This window comes from Schleiferilactobacillus harbinensis (assembly GCF_008694105.1).
In the GTDB taxonomy this organism is placed as follows: Bacteria; Bacillota; Bacilli; order Lactobacillales; family Lactobacillaceae; genus Schleiferilactobacillus; species Schleiferilactobacillus harbinensis.
Genome location: NZ_CP041364.1, coordinates 1,714,631 through 1,732,376 on the forward strand (window position 1 = coordinate 1,714,631; position 17,746 = coordinate 1,732,376).

Here is a 17,746-nt window from a genome sequence, read left to right on the forward strand (position 1 = left end):
TCGCATGCTGCTATGAGATTACTTCAAATTGTCAAGAATTTCGGTTCTGCTCTTAGCCGCTGTCTTATACCATTGATTAACTTCTTTGGTAATTTCGTCGCCGCCTTGGGCCTTCCATTTCTTAACGAATGCATCGAAGGAATCAACAGATTGCCGACCATAGACAATGTTATTGTACGTGGTTTTTTCCAGGGTCTGCAACTGGTCCGATTTCTGCTTCATGCTCTTCGTGGGCGCCCCAGTAAACTTGTTGGGCACCAGGTTCGCGCGATCCTCGTACGAAATTGCGTAGCCCTTGGCCGTTATCCGGGCGATTGGCAAAGGTCCATTGCGCCCGGAACAACGGTCCAGTGGTCGGCTTAACGCCCTTTTCAACATCGTAATAGGCTTTGGCCACATACCCGATTTGCGGGGAATTCTTTGTAATCGCAACCTTATCCGGAGACATGACAGTGGCTTTCGCCGGTTCATACTTGGTGGAATCATATTCCGGTTTGCCCTTCACGATGTCGTAATCGTAGTTCTCGATGTAGCCGTACTTGAAGCCCTTATCGCCAAATGCCGGTCCGTACAACCAATTATAGTAGTCAAAGAACGCCTGCATGTTCTTGAAGTCCTTGTTAAACATGAAGTAGCCGTCATTGACCTGGGCCTGCTGCATGGCTAACTTGTCGCTCCCCTGCTGCTGCAGGTTCGAGTAAGCCACAACCTTGGCTTTCTTATCCACGGTCTTAACGTCCGCTAAACTATCCACGACCCACGGCCGGCCGAAGATGATTCCGGCTTTGCCTTCGTTGAACGGCTTCATCGCATCCCAGGCCGCGCTCGCGCCGCCTTCAGGATACAAATAGCCTTTCTTGTGCCACTCGGCCATCTTGGCCAGGCCTTCCTTGTTGCCGCTGGCAACCGAACCATAGGCCAACTGACCATTATCGTCTTTTTGCCACGAGTTCATGATCTGATTACCGGTGAAGGCGGTGAAAATCGTTTGACTATCGGCCACCCAACCGGTTGCATAGCCGTCTTTCCCGGAGAACGTCAGCCCAAAGGTATCTTTTTTACCATCGCCATCAGGGTCATCATTTGTGAAGGCGGCCATGACCTTTTCCAATTCATCAATCGTCTGCGGTGCTTTCAGATGCAATTTATCCAGCCAGTCCTGCCGAATGATCATTACTTCGCCTTCGGTATACGCCGGGGCAATAGAGATGCCGTAGATCTTGCCGTCGCGAGTCACGGGCGACATGGTATCCGGGAACTGGCGATAGATTTTCTTCAAGCGCTCCGGCATGTATTTCTCGATATCCCCGTTGATCGCCTTCACTTTGCCGGAATCGGTCATATCGGAGGCCATCTGGGTGTCATAGACCGGAAAGACATCCGGCAGCGACTCCGACCCCGTCAAGGCCAGGCGCAGTTTCGTGCTGTAGTTGCCGGCATCCCCGCCAAGCAGTGTCGTCTTGATCTTAATTCCTAAATCTTTGACGCCCAGTTTGATGAACGGATTAGTGTTCAGGTCATCACCTTTGGCATATTTCCCAGCGCTTTCATCCAACTGTTTGGCCGTCGTGATCGTCACCGTCGGGCTATAGACGCCCTGGGCATTTTTCTTCGCCACTTTCTCAGAACTGCTGCCGCTGCTCATATTGCCGCAGCCAACCAGCAAGGCCACGCTCAACAACGCCACGGAACTGGCCACCAACTTCGTGAACTTCATTTTCTTCTTCCTCCTCGTTATTCCTTCACGGCACCCATGACGATGCCTTTAACAAAGTACTTCTGCAGGAATGGATACACGATCAAAATCGGCAATGCCCCGATGAATACTTGCGCGGCCTTCAGGGTTCGTTCCGACATAGCCTGGGCACTGGTCGGATCAAGGGCGAGCTGCTGCGAATTGCCTTGCACTACGATAACTTGCAGGAATGTCGCCAATGGATAGTTCTTTGTGTCGGACATATACAAGATCCCCGTGAACCATTCATTCCAGTTGCCGACCATCGTGAACAGGCCGATGGTGGCCAGCCCCGGTAAAGACAGGGGCAGATAAATCTTCCAGAAAATCTTGAAGAAACTGGCCCCATCGATCAGTGCCGCTTCTTCCAAAGAGATCGGAATCGTCTTGAAGAAGTTGATCATCAGGATCAAATTGTATGCACTGAACGCGCCGGGCAGGATATACACCCAGAAGTTGTTCTTGAGGCCCAGCGCCGAATTCACCAAGTATGACGGAATCAACCCGTCGTTGAACAGCATGGTGAAAACGAAGAACCACATGATGATGTTGCGCCCCGGGAATTTCTTCGACAGGGCATACCCGGCGGTGGTGATGACAAACATACTAAAGCCGGTCCCGATGGCTGTCCGGGCGATGGAGATCCAGAACGACCGAATGAAGTTGCTGTTGGCGAATGTCTTGATATAGGCGATCGGTGTGAAATCCACCGGCCAAAATGATACCAGTCCGCCGTTTGCCGCCCCTTTACCGGATAACGATACCGCCACTAAGTTGATCAGCGGGATGATACAGCTTAATGCCACCAGAATCAGGAAGACAGTGTTGATCGCGCTGAATACGCGGTAGCCTTTGGTCACTCGTTTCAATATACCGACACCCCTTTCTAAAAGATCCGATAGCCGGCGAATTTATACGCCAAGCGGTAAGCAATGACGGTCAGCCCTAAGCCGATGCCGGATTTGAATAGTCCGACGGCCGTACCAAAGCTGTACTGACCGTTCAACAGCGACGCCCGATACACATAGGTATCAATAATGTCCCCTGTCTTATAGGTTAATGGTGAGTATAAGTTGAAGATTTGGTCGAAACCGGCATTCAAGACACTGCCTAAGCTCAGCGTGGTCATGACGATGATCATCGGCAGCATACTGGGCAGCGTAATGTGCAGCGTCTGCTGCCAACGGCTGGCGCCGTCCATCTCGGATGCTTCATACAAGTCGGGATTAATGTTGGCAATGGCCGCCAGATACACGATCATCCCGAAGCCAAAGCCCTTCCAAACATCTGACCCAATGGCGAGCTGCCGGAAAATGCCCGGATCGCCCAGGAAGAAGATGCTGTTGCCGCCCAGCGAGGTGATTACCTTATTGACGATCCCGTTGTCGGAAAGGATATCCTGCATCATCCCGGCCACGGTGACCCATGACAGGAAGTTCGGCAGGTAAACCAAGGTTTGAATCCCCCGCTTAATGCCAATGTTGTGCACTTCGTTCAACAGCAGGGCCATACACACCGGTACGATGATTCCCAAAATAATTTTCCCGGTGGAAATAATCACCGTGTTGATAATAGCTTGGCGGGAATCGTCAAACTGAAAGATCTGCTGGAAGTTCTGGAAGCCCACCCAGGGCGAGTGCAGAATTCCCAACCAGGGCTTGTAGTCCTGGAAGGCCATGACAATGCCGCCCATGGGCAGGTAACTGAACAGAATGACCAAAATAAAGCTTGGAATCAGCAGAATGTACAGCGGTGTCGCTTTTTTAATGTTAACCGCCAGCTGATGCTTACGCGAATGCAGGCGCGTATCGATTTGTGCTTCTGTAGGTGCCGCTTGCATAACTTATCTCCTCTCCAAAATCTGATTGGCTTGATCAACCCTTTCAAGAAATAGTATGCCGCAAGCGCTTACAGCAGAACATGGTACAAACTTAACAAATAGGGTAAAAAATCAACCTTTTACTAAAACCCGGTAACCTTCCGTAATTTCAAAGCGTTACACCGCTGGGTTTGGGCTTTTTTAGCAAAATCGCCGCGGGCGCCGGGATGAATTTCTCAACTGTTCGAAGTTCAGGTATGATAAACCCATCACGAATTCTAGGAGGTACTTCATCTTATGACTGCACTCGAAGAAAAATTCACCCGCATGGCTACCGGCAAACCTTATAACGACTTAGATCCGCAACTGATTGCGGTCCGGGCCGAGGCCACCCGGCTGACCACCGCCCTCAATCAGGCGCCGGATATTGATACGCGCCTGGCCCGCTTCCGCGACTTGGTTGGCAGTTGCGGTGTGGACCCCATGATCGAACCCAATTTCCGAGTAGAATTCGGCCGGAACATCCACGTCAAGGATCATTTCTACGCGAACTACGATTGTGTTCTGCTGGACGGGGCCCCGATCACTATCGGCGACCGGGTGCTTTTTGGACCGAAAGTCGGCTTGTACACCAGCAACCACTTGCTGGATCCCGGCGAACGGGAAGCCGGCGGCTGTACTGCCCAGCCGATTACGATTGGCGACCAGGTTTGGCTGGCGGCCAACGTGACGGTACTGCCCGGCGTGACCATTGGTGCGAATACCGTCGTTGGCGCGGGCAGTGTGGTCACCCGGGATCTGCCTGCCAACGTGGTCGCCGCGGGCAATCCCTGCCGGGTCCTGCATCCCATTACCGCGGCGGATAAGACCGGCTTTACCGGGGTGGATATGGGATAAAAACAGCCGAGGTCGGAAATCACTTTGATTTCTGATCTCGGCTATTTGGTTGCCGGATTACTGGACAGTTAACTGCTTAACATCCGTTTGCTTGATTGCTGGCAATTGGCCATTACTGGCTTGGCGGACGTTGGTCAGCGTGACATCCGTACAATGCTGCATCCGGATTTCCTTGACACCGCCCATTGCGACCCCCAGGGTGACGTTGGTCATGCGCACCCGGCGAATGGGCGAAACACGATCATCCCGGGTGAACCCGATCAGGTCCACCGGCTGTTTCTCGGCCCCGGTGATGACGGCATCGGCCACCGTGATATCTTCGACCACCGGCAGATCTGGTGCCGGTGCGCCATCGGCGTTGTAAGGCACGCTGTGGGCGGCGAAACGGTCCACTCGGCAGTCTTGCATTGTGACATCACGGATGTACCCGCCCCGGTCCGGGTTGGCTTTCAATTCAAGACCATACGTGGTGTGTTCGATCCGGCTGTCTCGAATGACCACATCGGAAACACCGCCGGACATTTCACTGCCGACAATCATCCCGTGGCCGCCGCGCATGTGGACGTCAAACACGCGAACGTGTTCGGTGGGCAGATTCAAGTGGTTGCCTTCTGGATTCTTCCCAGATTTAACCGTGATGCAATCATCGCCGATGTCAAAGGTCGTGCCATAGATCATCATATGCCGGGATGAATCCGGATCCCAGCCGTCCCCGTTATCGATGCCATGGGACAGGATAGTCACGTCATGGGTCGTCACCGTATCGCAATACACCATGTGCACAGTCCAGGCCGGTGGATTTTGCAACGTCAAATCGTGAATATCCACATCATGACATTGCAGTAATTGAATCAGCCGGCCGCGGTTGCGCCGGCCGCCCTGGTTGTCGGATACATACTCGGGGAACTTCTTTTTATCGGCGTACAACTGGCGCATCGCATTGCCTAAGGCCATGCCGCCGCCATCAATTGTCCCATGGCCGCAGATTGTTAAATCGGTGCACTCAGCAGCCAAGCGGTCGGAGGTATTCAGCCAGCCGGCATTCAGCACGCTGGCGTAAGTGAACATCTCCCAACCTTCGTAGCGGTTGAGAATCAGCCCATCGGCGTTCACCTGCCCGGGATAGACAGCCCGGGCGCGATAGTCCGCGGCGTTGACACTGGCCTGCAATGTGCCTTCGATGCGGAACGTCAGATGGCTTTTGAGAAATAACGCCCCGGTCTGGACCGTTGCCCCGGCGGGAATGAGGACCGTTCCGCCGGCTGGACAGGCGTCAATGGCGGCTTGGACTTTGGCCGTGCTCATGTGGCGGCCGGTGGCGTCGGCCAGATAGGGGGCTTGGGTGACGTCGATCACCGGTCCGGCGGCACGGGTGGTCACTGTGACCGTGGCGGGGGTGCCCACCACGCTGCCCCCATTGATTACCGCCACCATGAACGTATATGGACTCCGTGGCGTCAACCCGGTCAGCGTCACGTGGGTCTGGTGCACTGTCCGGCGGGCTAACTCATGCCCCGCTTCGTCGGTGACGCGGTACTGTGCCTGGGGCAGCCCCTTAGGCCGCTGCCAAATCAAGCTGACGCTGGTGGCGGCCAAGGTAGCCGGGGCGACCTGCAGCTGGACAGGATTAGATTGTGCTTGTGCAACACTCATGACTGATGAAACTCCCTTTGTCATTGACAATAATTTATGATTACGCTAACATTCACTACCGTAAGCGTAATATATTAGTATGTCAACAAGCTTTTACGCCTCAATCCCGGCGTCTGGAAAAGTGACTTGCAGCCACTGCAAGCTCAGCTTGAGCCAAGGCGTCACAGTCAGTTCTAAGTCAGTGCCGTGCCGACCATTGGTTAACGCATTCGCCAGGGATAAGCCATGATGGCCTTGGGGGAAAATGTGCAGGGCAAACGGCACATTGGCCTGATCCAGCGCACTGGCGAATTGCAGACTGTTCTGTACCGGCACCACCGCATCCGTGGCAGTCGCCCAAAGGAACGTCGGCGGCGTGGTCGTCGTGACTTGCTGTTGTAATTCTGTGGCCTCTTTCAATAATGGACCGTCCTGGGCATGCACCGCCTGCTGCATCGGATCTGGGCCAGCGTGAACTGCCGCCGTCGCGCTCAACGAAACAACGGCGTAACCCAGCAGCACATTCGCCCGAATATCCGCGGCCTGGTAGCCCTGTTTGACCATAAATGGCTGGTCTGCCAGCGTTGCCAAACCGGCTGCCAGATGCCCGCCGGCAGAAAAGCCAAGCGTCGCCACTTGATCTGGATTCAAATACCAGTCATCGGCATGCGCCCGAATCTGGTGCATCGCTTCCGCGGCTTCCAGCAATTGGGCTGGCCAGGCCACCGGCAAGACGGAATACCGCAGAACGAAGGCCTGGAAGCCATGACTGGCATAGGCCAGCGCCACCGGCTCGGCCTCCCGGTCGGAGACCATCGTGTAGCCGCCGCCAGGAATCACCAAGATTGCCGGCCGGTGGTCCTTCCCCGGCATTTCTGCACTCGGGGTCTGAATATAACCGGTCAAGGTGGCCGATTGGGTCAGCGGCGTGGTCAGAGTCTGTTGAATCAGTTCCATATACAAAGACCTGCTTTCTTAAGAAATCGGATTCACCCATATTGTACTGTTTGAAAAAGGAGAAAACCATTTATGTCTGATCCATTATCCGGAAAAACGCTCTACGCCTTTGGGACCAGTATTGTCGAGGGCCACGCCGCGCATCGCAGCTTTGTCGACGATATCGGCGACGCCCATCAGCTGCACTGTCAAAAGTTCAGCATCAATGGTGCCAGCATGCGCATCATCGCGGCCGCTGACCCGGCCATCGATATTGTGCAGCAGGCAGTGAATGCGCCCGCCGAGGTGCCCGATTTTGTCGTTTTTGACGGCATCGCCAACGACGCTTACGCAAACATCACGGAAAAGCCCAAAGTCTTGGGGATGATCACGCCGGACTTTACCACCCCGCTGGAGCCCTATACTTATTGCGGCGCCTTCGAGACCGTTTGTCGGCTGCTCTTGACCAAATACCAAGGCGCTCATCCGCTGTACATTGCCACCCACAAAACGCCGGCCCGGACCTTGGCGGCCCAAGATCGGCTGCATGCCCTGTCCGTGGCGATGTGTCAAAAATGGAGTATCTCGGTGGTTGATTTGTATGCCCAGAGCGGTTTCAACGCCTTTTTGCCCACTTATCAGCATGATTATTCCTATGACAAATTGGACGCCAACGGCAGCAACCGCCAAGCCGTCGGCGGCACGGGACCCCATCCCAACGCCGCCGGCTACCGGTTGTTCTACGATCCGCTGATCACCGCCGCTTTGCTGCGCCTGGCAAATTAACCCAGGATGCCAAATTGATACCCGTTATTCTTGTAATACTGAATAATACTGGGCAGCGCGGCTAGCGTCGTCTGCTTGTCCGGGGCATCATGCATCAGTACCACCCGATACGCGCTGTGGGGAAAAGCATTCAGCGACGCGACGTGATACTTCAAGACCCCAGCCACCGTAGTCGGGGTCTTTCCTTTGCCCAACGCATCGCCCACAGCGGCATTCCAATCCATCCAGGTCAGGTGCAGCCGGTCTAAGTCTGCATCGGCGCCGGCCAGGTTCTGCCAGGACATGTGGCCGCCGGGATAGCGCCAAACATGGGGGTAATAGCTTTCGCCCAAGACGCCCTGTAACGCCTTAACACTGGCGGCTGCTTCCCGGACGATGGCGACCGCATCGGCCTTGCGCTTGGGATACAGGGTACTGTAAACGTGGGTGAAGCTATGGGTCCCGATGGCATGGCCGGCCGCGTATTCCTGCTTGAGGACCGGGGCGGTCTGGGCGTTAATCGTATTGCCGACGATAAAGAACGTGGCGTGCACGCCGTATTGCTTCAAGACATTCAGCACCCGCGGGGTCATGGTGGTGTTCACCCCGTCGTCGAAGGTGAGAAAGACCACTTTGGGTTCGCTGGGGTTCGCGGCCACGGCCATTTTGGCTCGCACATTGGCTGCGTTGAACGTATAGCCGTCAGCGGCGGGAATGTGATTGGTTCCGCTGGTGAGCAGCTGGGGCAAAGCCGAGCTGCTAGCCGCTGATGAAGATGATGATGCTGTGGAAACGATCGCTGACTGCTCGGAATCAGCTTGGGCGGGTTTCTTTTTACGCGATTGCACGGCACTTTTTTCGCTGGGACGAGTCTGTGTCCAATGATAAACCGCCACCCAGGCGCCGCCGAGAACGGCAACTGCGGCGAGCACCGCAAGGATATTACGAATACGCATCAGGAATGTCACTCCGATTTCTGGTAGGTTGTTGAACGTGGGTACTAATACATGCCCGCCATTCTATCAGAAAAAAGGGCAAAGAAAAAGCACCTAGCTTATGGGGGTCGCCCACCGTGGCCGGTGCTTCATAACTGGTTTAAGGTCGAGCAATTACTTGCTCTCGTCTGCCTTAGCCCGCTGAGCCAAGAATTCAAGTACTTTGGTCGTGTGAGCAACCCGTTCCTTGGAGTTAGCTTGGGATACCGGCCGACGGTTATTGGAAACACCTGTATGAGTATTTTGTGACACGATGACGTCCCCCTTTCTTTCTGCACATATACTGATTTACGATACAGTAATTGGGACCTCGCGTCAATAGCCGTGCTGGACTAAATTCAGAAAACCGGCCTGGGTCTGGCCCGGATTGACCCGCACCCGATGGAGGGCGTACATGCCCTGACTGGCAGCCGCCAATCCTGGCGTCGTGGTCAACCCCATCTGGTAGCCGGCGGCCTTGGCATATTGCAAAGTGGCTACGTTATAGCGCCCCACCGGGTAGGCAATCGTGTTGGGCGCGGTGCCCGTGATCTGGGCCAGCGTTTGGCGGGAATTTGTTAATTCCATTTGCTGGCGGGCGTTGGGCAGTTTGTTCAGCTCCAGGTGGCTGACGGTGTGCGAGGCAAAGTCGACGTTGTTCTGCTGCATCGTTTTGATCATCTCTGCGGTCAGGTTCCAATTGCTGCCGACAGACCCGCTGATTTCGTTGATTGTCACCCGGCTGTTGGTCGCTTTGAACAACGGCAAACCGGTGGTGTACATGCTGCGATAACCGTCATCGAAGGTGATCCAGACGATCTTGGCCTGGGGCACTTTATTTTCAGAAAGCACCGTATAGGCCTCGGCGGGGGTTAACTCATAGTACCCTGCCTGCTTCAGCCAAGTGAGCTGATTTTTCAGTTGGTCCGCCGGCATCATCAGGGTGTTGCCCTGGCCGATGTCGTGGTACATCAAAATCGGCAACTGCACCGGGGTGCTTTGTTTCTGCCATTTGCTCAATGGTATCCGGTCACTGGTCACGGCCGCCTGAACGACGTTTTTTCGTGGCTTTGGTTGACTGCTGGCCTGCCGACTGGTACTGCTATTAGCCCTCGTCCGGACTGGAGCCACCCGGTCACGGACGACGGGCTGCGCGGCATGCCGATAATACGTGACGCCGCCGACAATGCCCCCCAGTACCACCAGCAGCGCGATGAGACTCGCTACGACCACGCGTCTCGTTTTCTTCATGATAGTCTTCCCCCATTACTTGTTGATCTAGATTTCGCCTCCATTGTAATCCATCACCTCGGGTTTGCCATACCGGAACGCTTGGGTCACTGATCATCTTTTTTTTTCTGGTCATACTGCTGCTTGGTGAACGCCTGCAACCGCTGTTTGACTTCTTTGGCCCGGGGATCGTTCTGGCGCTGGGCCATGGCAAACGCCCGCCACTGGTCCCGGGTCAATTGCCGCCCGACATCCTGGGCATCGCCGTTGACCGCCGTATCCGGTGCCGGGGCAACTTTTGTATCCAGCCACTGCTGTAAAATATTGGACCAATCCTGAGGTGTGGCTTTCTTCCCTTGCCACACTTGCTGCTGCCGGGAGCGCTGGACCTGGCGCTGGAACTTGCGCATCTGCTCTGGCGTTAAATGCAAATACTCCGACCGCTGATCCGGCGTCAGTTGTTCTGCGTCGTGCATCTGCTGGCGGGTGCTGCCGGTGAACAGTAAGTCCCGCACCGGATAGGACAGGTAGAACCAGACAGCGATAAACGGCCAAAACCAGGCAATCACCAGCAAGACGGCGGTCCAAATCATGAACAGCGGGTTCTGGGCGCCGTAGATTTTTCCATAAACCTGGCGCATTTGCGACTTATCCGTGTATTGAAAATGGACAATGGCCTTGGCCAGCAGCCGAAACGTAAAGGACAGCAGAAGATTCAAAATGCCATAGGCCATCACCGTGGTGCGCGTCGTGTTCGAAGCCATCATATTGGTGGCCAAGGGCGTCAGGGATAAAACGGCGAGAAAAAGGAAATCGTAGACCATGATCCGGTAGGTCATGTCCTCGATTTCCTCAAAGGCCGTGGCGTGCTGGTACCACATATTGGCCACCAGCGCGAAACTAATCCCGTAGATTCCCACTTCTTTGGCCAGACTCAAGTAGGCCGGCCAACTGTCCTTCAGTACCGGTGTCAGGTCCAAGACCATGATCGTCATGATGATGGCAATGACCGCGTCACTATAGGCATCCAGCCGGGATTTCAACTTTTTCATTGTAATACGTCCCCCTTAATGGGAACATCTTACACCCGCCGAAGCAGAAATGCGCCCTAGACTTTAGACCCAGATTTATATCAGGCGTTTGCGAATCGCGCCGGAAATGAAGTCCACCAAGGTGACCATGATCACGATGCCCAGCAGAATGATGCCGACCCGGGACCAGGCCCGGGAAGAAATGGCGAAGATCAGCGGCGTGCCGACCCCGCCGGCGCCGACGATCCCGAGGATAGACGCAGATCGAATCGCCAGCTCGAACCGGTATAGTGTATTAGAAATAAACTCCGGCAGCAGTTGGGGAATCGTGGCCAGCATGGTGGTATCCAAATGGGTGCCCCCGGCGGCAGTGACGGCTTCCCCCGCGCCATTATCCAGGTTCTCGATGGCTTCTGAGAACAGCTTGGCCAGCATGCCGACAGAATGGAAACCGACGGCCAGCACCCCGGCAAAGGCACTGGGGCCCACAGCCTTGATAAACATCAGGGCCAGGACGATTTCGGGGAACGTCCGAATGGCCGTCAGCACGAACTTGCCGCTGCGGGATACGAGCCAGAATTTATGCTTGCTCCGGGCGGCCCAGAAGGCGAAGGGCAGCGATACGACGGCGGAAATAAAGGTCCCAGCAAAGGCAATGGCGACGGTTTGCAGCAAGGTCGACACCAGATCTTCGCCGTCGCCGGTCCAGACATAGTGCCAATCCGGGTTGAAGATGCCGGCGATGATTGCCCCGCCAATCTGTTTCGCGTTGTCCTTGATGGCAAAGGCCGGCATGCCGGTGAACGACCACAGGACCAGCCCCACCAGCAGCGCACCGGCCAACCAGCGGCGCCATTCCCGGGTGTGTTTCCGGGCGGGTAATTTGCGGCTTTCTGACAATTCCATTACAACAACGCCTCCCGGGTCTTGGAACTCACGTAATCAATGACTAACACAACGGCGAAGATGAGCAGGACCATCAGCGAGACCCGATCATAGCGGAATTGACTGAGGTTCTGCTGGAGGAACAGGCCGATCCCACCAGCACCCACGTAGCCCAGGACCGTGGAGGCCCGGACATTGATTTCGAAGGCGTACAGGGTGTAACTGACGAAATAGCCCATCACCTGGGGAATGACCGCGTAGCGCACGATCTCCCACTGATTGGCCCCGCTGGCCTTCAAGGCTTCGATGGGGCCTTCATCAATGGTCTCCACGGCTTCAAAAAACAGCTTCCCGACCATGCCGAAGGAGAAAATAGCCAAGGTAATGATCCCGGCCACCGGGCCGATGCCGACGACGGCGACAAACAGAGCCGCCAGCAGCAAGTCCGGGATCGTCCGAATAATATTCAGAATGAACCGAAAGAGACCGGTGACGAAACGGTTAGTCACGACGTTGCGAGAGACCAGAAAGGCGTAGGGAAAGGCCAAACCGGCGCCGATGGCCGTACCGATGACCGCCATCTTAATGGTTTGAATCAAGGGCGCCACCACGTAGCTGACGTAGCTCCAATCCGGCTTCAGCATTTCCACAATGATCTGGGCAAACTGGCCGAAGTTGGCCACGAATTGGGGGACGTTAACCTCCGTCACGATGCCCGACCAGATTAGGCCACCGACCATTAACCCGGTGATCACGAGTTTCTCCCAGCCAAACGGCTTCTTCGGCAGTGTCGGCGACGCCGTTGGTTTTTGACTCATCTCCATTCTAAGCACCCGCCTTTGCAGTGTCGGCACCGGAATAAATCGCATCAATCGTGGCGTCGTCCGCGCTGGCCACCGGGCCGTCAAAGACCTTGTGGCCCGCCCGAATGCCAACAATACGGGACCCGTACTCTTTAGCCAACTCAACGGAGTGCAGGTTGATCAGTACGGTGATGCCCAGCTCTTCGTTGATCTTCTTCAAGTCGTCCATCACCCGGTGGGTCGTCTGGGGATCCAGACTGGCGATCGGTTCGTCGGCCAGAATGATTCGCGGCTCCTGGGTCAGGGCCCGGGCAATAGAGACCCGCTGCTGCTGACCGCCGGATAACTCGTCGGCCCGTGCGTATACTTTGTCGGCCAATTCCACCCGCTGCAAGGCTTCATAGGCCTTTTGCTTGTCCGCTTGAGTGAACATCCCAAACATCATTTTCCAGGTGGGATAATAACCCACTCGGCCGGTGAGCACGTTGCGCAGTACCGTGGCCCGCTTGACCAGATTGAAGTTTTGGAAAATCATCCCGATCTCCCGGCGCATCGCCAGCAGCTCTTTCCCCTTGGCCTGGGTGATCGACCGGCCGCCGATCTCAATATCGCCGGCGGTGATATCGTGGAGCCTGTTCACTGACCGCATCAAGGTACTCTTGCCGGCCCCGGACAAACCGATCACGACCACGAATTCACCGGGATAGATGGTCAGGTTGATGTCTTTTAGACCCACCGTTTGGTTGTCGTAGATCTTTCTGACGTTTTTGAATTCAATAATGGGTTCCTGCGGTGCCTGTACTGTCTCCGAATTTTCCAAAAATGAGTCCTCCCAATTAATACGCGAAAAGAGCCAGGGGACAAATTGCCCCCAGCTCCGTTCCGCTGGTCCTGCTTACTGTTTATTGGTCGTGCTGGCCGCAATCTTGTCGTACTTGCGGACAATATTGAAGTTGCTGTCCTTGGTGTGGACATACCCTTCATGCTGGTAGACCGAGGAAATAATCGCGTGGCCCTTCTTCGTGTGGGCGATCTTAATGAAGGCCGCGGCCAGCTTCTTCCGGAAGGCAGCACTCATATCCTGGCGGACTGAGATGGTGTCATTGGGAATCGGCTTCGTAAAGTAGATTGGCACGACTTTCGACATGATGTCCGGGTCGTCTTTCTTGACCAGGTTCCGGGCATCTTCAAAGACAAACGCCGCATCGGTATCGCCGTTCAAGACGGATAAGACGCCTTGGTCGTGACCCTTGACGTTGACCAGCGTATCGTCTTTAGAAATGTTGATGCCCTTTTCCTTCAATTCAGCGGCGGGCCAGATATAACCTGAGGAAGATGTGACGTCTTGGACGGCAATCTTCTTGCCCTTCAGATCCTTATAAGACTTGATTGAAGACCCCTTCTTCACGACGATCATAGACCGGTATTCAGAAGTCAGCTTCGTGGAGTTGCGGCCGCCCGGTTGGACGATCTTATACCGCTCGGCTTGGAGCAAGGCATCCGCAGCCTTTTGTTTGTGGGCTTGGACATACCCATCAGGCGGAAGAAAGCCGACGTCTACCTGCTTGGAACTCATGGCCTCGACGATTGAATTATAGTCAGTGGAGACCGTTACCTTCACGGGAATCCCCAGCTGCTTTTTCAGCAAAGCGGCCAGCGGCTTCGCCTTGGCTTCAATGCTGTTGGCTTGGACGGACGGCACAAATTGAACGTTCAAGCTCTTGGGCGTATACCCTGTGCTTTGCTTGGCTTGGGCACTGCCCTTCCCGCTGCATGCCGCTAAACCAACGACACTGACCAACACCAGAGCACTGGCGGCCAGTTTCTTCCAAATCTTCATGACGATGTATCCCTCCACGGTCTTATTTGGTTGACTCGTTCGTATTATATAACCGTTACGAGTGAGTGCAATGACTGTTCGGTGAGAAAAACGTCAAAAGACGAACTATAAAGTGTAAAAGACATGTAAAAAACGGTTGAAGGCTAACAGCTGCAACGGATGACAAATTTTCAGAAAAAATTTTAATTTGACCGGTTGAATTTTTTAACGTTCGGGTGCTGAGTGGCACAATACCGGCTAGGCACCCTGATTTGCCAATGCTATACTGATATATAAGATGCAGTGACAATCCAGCCATAAGTGAGCGGATCACATTGGATAACGTATTAACCATGGGCGAAATTATGCTGCGGCTCAAGCCGCCGGAATATCAGCGGATCCTGCAAGCGGACACGTTCGCCGCCAATTACGGCGGCTCAGAGGCCAACGTCGCGGTATCGCTGGCACTGCTGGGCGATCAGGCGGCCTTTCTCACCAAGCTGCCGGCCAACGCCTTGGGCGACACCGCCTTAGCGACCGTCCGCAAGTTCGGCGCAGCCACCAGTAAAATCCTCCGCGGCGGCCCGCGCCTGGGGATTTATTTCTTTGAGAAAGGGACCAGCGTCCGCGGTACCAATGTCGTCTACGACCGAGCGGGCAGTTCTTTTGCTCTCGCTCAGGCGAATGAATTTGACTGGCCAACCTTGCTGGCCGGTGTCACCTATTTCTACTTTTCCGGCATCACGGCTGCCCTATCCAACGAGATGCGCATCGCCTTGCTGGCGGCCTGCCAATATTGTGCTGCCCACCAGATCACTGTGGTCTGCGATGTGAATTACCGCGGCAAAATGTGGCCGCCCGCTGACGCCCAAGCCGCCATGGCTAAATTGATGCCTTACGTCAACATCTGCATTGCGAACGACGAAGACTTCGCCGGTTCTCTGGGTATCCAGGCCTTTGACGGCGATATGACCCGGGGCATCGAACAGAAGGATAGCTTCGTGGCCGCCATGCAGCAAATTCAGCGGCAATATCCCAGTGTGCACACGGTGGCTAGTGTCGTCCGGGATATGCCTACCGCCGATGACAACACCTGCACGGCGTTACTGGTTCAGGGAGAGCAGGTCTATCAAGGTCGAACCTACCACGTCCACGTCATGGAAGGCGTGGCCAACGGTGATGCCTTCGGCGCTGCCCTGGTGCACGGGCTGATCAGCCACTTTACGCCCCAGCAGATGATCGACTACGCTAGTACCGCCAGCGTGCTAAAGCTGACGATTCATGGAGATTTGAATGTGATTACCGATGCGGATATTCAGAAGACCCTGAGCAGCAATAGCAACGTGAGCCGTTAGATCGTGTCAAAATAAAAGATCCGCCAAGATGAGTTTTCATCTGACGGATCTTTTTACCTCTGGGCCGACGGTGTGCGGCCGAAGTGCTTTTTAAACAACTTCGAGAAGTACAACGCGTCCAAGTACCCCACCCGGTTGGCTACTTCCTTGATCGTCAACTGATCGTTCTGCAATAACTCCTCTGCCCGCTGCAGCCGAATCCGGGTTAAGTAATTACTCGGCGTCTTGCCCGTCACCGTCTTGAACAGCCGCGACAAGTGGGCATTACTGACGTGCAGACTGGCTGCCAAGCGGGCTAATGAAACATCCTCATCATAGTGGGCATTCAAGTAATAAGTGGCCTGGGTCACCAGGGCTTGCGCCTCTGCCGGCGAATCCGACGGCTGCTCGCCGCCCAGGATCTGGTCATCGGCGACACAGTTCTCCGGCAGTGCCCGCAACAAATACACCAGCAGCTCAGTGACCATCGCCCGTTCCAGCAGCTGCTTGCCCAGTGCCTGGCGATGATTTTCGTCGATCAATTGATGGACCACGGCAAAAAAATCATGCCACTGATTACCCAAATCGATCACGGAATTGGCAAAGGGCAGTTTATCGCTGCCGATCCCTGGCAGAACAAAGTTGCGAAAGCCGATATGCACTTGGTAGCTGAAGGTCCCCATTGGTTGACTATCTTGATGCCAGGTATGCGGATTAAAAACCAGTACTTGCCCCTTCGTAATATGATGGTGCTGGTCCCCAATCAAGTAATCTGCGCACCCGTCGACCATGATCGAAATCTCAGGGAAGTCATGCTGATGGTAACGGCTATCGCCGACCTTGGTATTCTGGTAAGGAAACACGTAGAGCACTTCCGGTAACGTGCCGGACATATCCAGCATACTGACCAACTCCCTCCGGTGCTCTTGATTGCTCTATTATACCGCTTACAGAATATAAAAGCGGCCTCATCGCTAAAACGATGAACCCGCCAAAATAAGCTGCTGATTAGTCATTCACCGCGACCAGACGCACTTCTCGGATATTAGGGTACATGGACAGATCGTCAATCACATCGGCATACGTCAGCAGCCGGGGCAGATCAATGGTAAACGTATTGCGATAGATCCGCTCATTCTCGATAATCTGCACCTCGAACGTGACATCTTCGATCTCGATATTCTTTTTCTCAAAATAGTTATTAATGAACTCTTTAGTCTCTTGCCGGTGCACGTACTGAATTTCCAAGTTGTTGATCTTGCGCACCTTGACCAGTTTTTGCACCAACGACAGCGAAAACATAATTGCCGCAAAGCCGACAAAAACCACCTGATAATAGCCCATCCCGATGGCAATACCGACCGCAGCCACCGCCCATAGCGAAGCGGCCGTCGTCAGCCCCATGACCCGCTGCTTCGTCACGATGATCGTCCCCGCCCCGAGAAAGCCGATACCGCTGACCACTTGGGCGATGAGCCGGGACTGATCATACTTGATCACCGTGGCCAGCTTGGGATACGCGCGGACCAAAGAAAACGCCTCTTCGGCGATCGACTGTTGGGTTAAGGCAATAATGGTGGCCCCAATACAGACCAAAATGTGAGTTCGAATCCCCGCCGGCCGGTTCTTGTGCTCCCGCTCAAAACCCACACAACCGGCAATGATGATTGACAGGGTCAATCGGATAACAACTTCCTTCAACGACAAGTTCAACACCGCGGCGCGCTCCCCTCTGGCCAGCAGCGCCAAACAACTAGGAGCACTGCGACCGGTAATCGTACAAGATGTCAGACCAATCTGTTAAAAATGAAAACGCTCTATAATTCATTTTAACATTTCGCCCATCTTATGTCTGGTACATCAAAAAGAGACCGGTGCCGGTTGCT

Annotated in this window: 19 protein-coding genes; 3 read left to right on the plus strand and 16 right to left on the minus strand. The window is 54.6% G+C overall.

The window, feature by feature from the left end; all coding sequences use genetic code 11:
* Nucleotides 1–18 precede the first annotated feature (18 nt).
* The 4 genes from FMM01_RS16480 to FMM01_RS08700 are packed head-to-tail and all read right to left on the minus strand — an operon-like array spanning nt 19 to nt 3,575.
* Nucleotides 19–222, minus strand: a complete 204-nt coding sequence (locus tag FMM01_RS16480; protein WP_223849911.1) for a hypothetical protein — start codon at nt 220–222, stop codon at nt 19–21.
* Nucleotides 170–1,717 (minus strand): type 2 periplasmic-binding domain-containing protein, encoded by a 1,548-nt coding sequence (locus FMM01_RS08690; RefSeq protein ID WP_223849912.1) that lies wholly within the window; start codon nt 1,715–1,717, stop codon nt 170–172. The genes FMM01_RS16480 and FMM01_RS08690 overlap by 53 nt, the downstream gene beginning before the upstream one ends.
* A 17-nt stretch (nt 1,718–1,734) precedes the next feature.
* On the minus strand, nt 1,735–2,595 hold the full coding sequence (locus FMM01_RS08695; protein WP_223850056.1) for a carbohydrate ABC transporter permease: 861 nt from the start codon (nt 2,593–2,595) through the stop codon (nt 1,735–1,737).
* 26 nt (nt 2,596–2,621) lie between these two features.
* Nucleotides 2,622–3,575, minus strand: coding sequence for an ABC transporter permease (locus FMM01_RS08700; RefSeq protein ID WP_150392243.1), 954 nt, complete (start codon nt 3,573–3,575; stop codon nt 2,622–2,624).
* Between the two features lie 276 nt (nt 3,576–3,851).
* Between FMM01_RS08700 and FMM01_RS08705 the strand changes: the two genes are divergently transcribed.
* Nucleotides 3,852–4,451, plus strand: a complete 600-nt coding sequence (locus FMM01_RS08705; protein ID WP_150392244.1) for a sugar O-acetyltransferase — start codon at nt 3,852–3,854, stop codon at nt 4,449–4,451.
* 57 nt (nt 4,452–4,508) lie between these two features.
* Here the strand turns inward: FMM01_RS08705 and FMM01_RS08710 are convergent, their stop codons facing one another.
* Nucleotides 4,509–6,104 carry a glycosyl hydrolase family 28 protein gene (locus tag FMM01_RS08710; RefSeq protein ID WP_190973310.1) on the minus strand — a complete coding sequence of 532 codons (1,596 nt, stop codon included), beginning with the start codon at nt 6,102–6,104 and terminating at the stop codon, nt 4,509–4,511.
* 93 nt (nt 6,105–6,197) lie between these two features.
* Nucleotides 6,198–7,040 (minus strand): alpha/beta hydrolase, encoded by an 843-nt coding sequence (locus tag FMM01_RS08715; RefSeq protein WP_150392246.1) that lies wholly within the window; start codon nt 7,038–7,040, stop codon nt 6,198–6,200.
* 72 nt (nt 7,041–7,112) lie between these two features.
* On the opposite strand from FMM01_RS08715, the gene FMM01_RS08720 reads away from it, so the two are divergent.
* Nucleotides 7,113–7,805 carry an SGNH/GDSL hydrolase family protein gene (locus FMM01_RS08720; RefSeq protein WP_150392247.1) on the plus strand — a complete coding sequence of 231 codons (693 nt, stop codon included), beginning with the start codon at nt 7,113–7,115 and terminating at the stop codon, nt 7,803–7,805.
* Here the strand turns inward: FMM01_RS08720 and FMM01_RS08725 are convergent.
* The 8 genes from FMM01_RS08725 to phnD form a co-directional block, all read right to left on the minus strand.
* Nucleotides 7,802–8,740, minus strand: a complete 939-nt coding sequence (locus FMM01_RS08725) for a polysaccharide deacetylase family protein (protein ID WP_150392248.1) — start codon at nt 8,738–8,740, stop codon at nt 7,802–7,804. The two genes, FMM01_RS08720 and FMM01_RS08725, sit on opposite strands and share 4 nt — an antisense overlap.
* A gap of 153 nt (nt 8,741–8,893) precedes the next feature.
* Nucleotides 8,894–9,031, minus strand: a complete 138-nt coding sequence (locus FMM01_RS16235; protein ID WP_162921621.1) for a hypothetical protein — start codon at nt 9,029–9,031, stop codon at nt 8,894–8,896.
* Between the two features lie 63 nt (nt 9,032–9,094).
* On the minus strand, nt 9,095–10,009 hold the full coding sequence (locus tag FMM01_RS08730) for a polysaccharide deacetylase family protein (protein WP_150392249.1): 915 nt from the start codon (nt 10,007–10,009) through the stop codon (nt 9,095–9,097).
* An 86-nt stretch (nt 10,010–10,095) separates the two neighbouring features.
* A complete protein-coding gene (locus FMM01_RS08735) occupies nt 10,096–11,040 on the minus strand; it encodes a TMEM175 family protein (RefSeq protein ID WP_150392250.1) in 945 nt (314 codons plus the stop codon).
* 75 nt (nt 11,041–11,115) lie between these two features.
* A complete protein-coding gene (phnE, locus tag FMM01_RS08740) occupies nt 11,116–11,919 on the minus strand; it encodes a phosphonate ABC transporter, permease protein PhnE (RefSeq protein WP_405127568.1) in 804 nt (267 codons plus the stop codon).
* Nucleotides 11,920–11,924: 5 nt separating this feature from the next.
* The gene (gene phnE / locus FMM01_RS08745) at nt 11,925–12,722 is read right to left on the minus strand and encodes a phosphonate ABC transporter, permease protein PhnE (protein ID WP_150393264.1); all 798 of its coding nucleotides are present in this window, start codon (nt 12,720–12,722) and stop codon (nt 11,925–11,927) included.
* 7 nt (nt 12,723–12,729) lie between these two features.
* Nucleotides 12,730–13,527: a phosphonate ABC transporter ATP-binding protein gene (gene phnC, locus FMM01_RS08750; RefSeq protein ID WP_223849913.1), complete on the minus strand. Its 798-nt coding sequence runs from the start codon at nt 13,525–13,527 to the stop codon at nt 12,730–12,732.
* 75 nt (nt 13,528–13,602) lie between these two features.
* Nucleotides 13,603–14,547, minus strand: coding sequence for a phosphate/phosphite/phosphonate ABC transporter substrate-binding protein (gene phnD / locus FMM01_RS08755; RefSeq protein ID WP_150392252.1), 945 nt, complete (start codon nt 14,545–14,547; stop codon nt 13,603–13,605).
* A 314-nt stretch (nt 14,548–14,861) separates the two neighbouring features.
* Between phnD and FMM01_RS08760 the strand changes: the two genes are divergently transcribed.
* On the plus strand, nt 14,862–15,881 hold the full coding sequence (locus tag FMM01_RS08760) for a sugar kinase (RefSeq protein ID WP_150392253.1): 1,020 nt from the start codon (nt 14,862–14,864) through the stop codon (nt 15,879–15,881).
* A gap of 53 nt (nt 15,882–15,934) precedes the next feature.
* On the opposite strand, the gene FMM01_RS08765 is transcribed toward FMM01_RS08760, so the two are convergent.
* Nucleotides 15,935–16,762, minus strand: a complete 828-nt coding sequence (locus FMM01_RS08765; protein WP_150392254.1) for an AraC family transcriptional regulator — start codon at nt 16,760–16,762, stop codon at nt 15,935–15,937.
* Between the two features lie 106 nt (nt 16,763–16,868).
* A complete protein-coding gene (locus FMM01_RS08770; RefSeq protein WP_146994323.1) occupies nt 16,869–17,576 on the minus strand; it encodes an MgtC/SapB family protein in 708 nt (235 codons plus the stop codon).
* Nucleotides 17,577–17,746 lie beyond the last annotated feature (170 nt).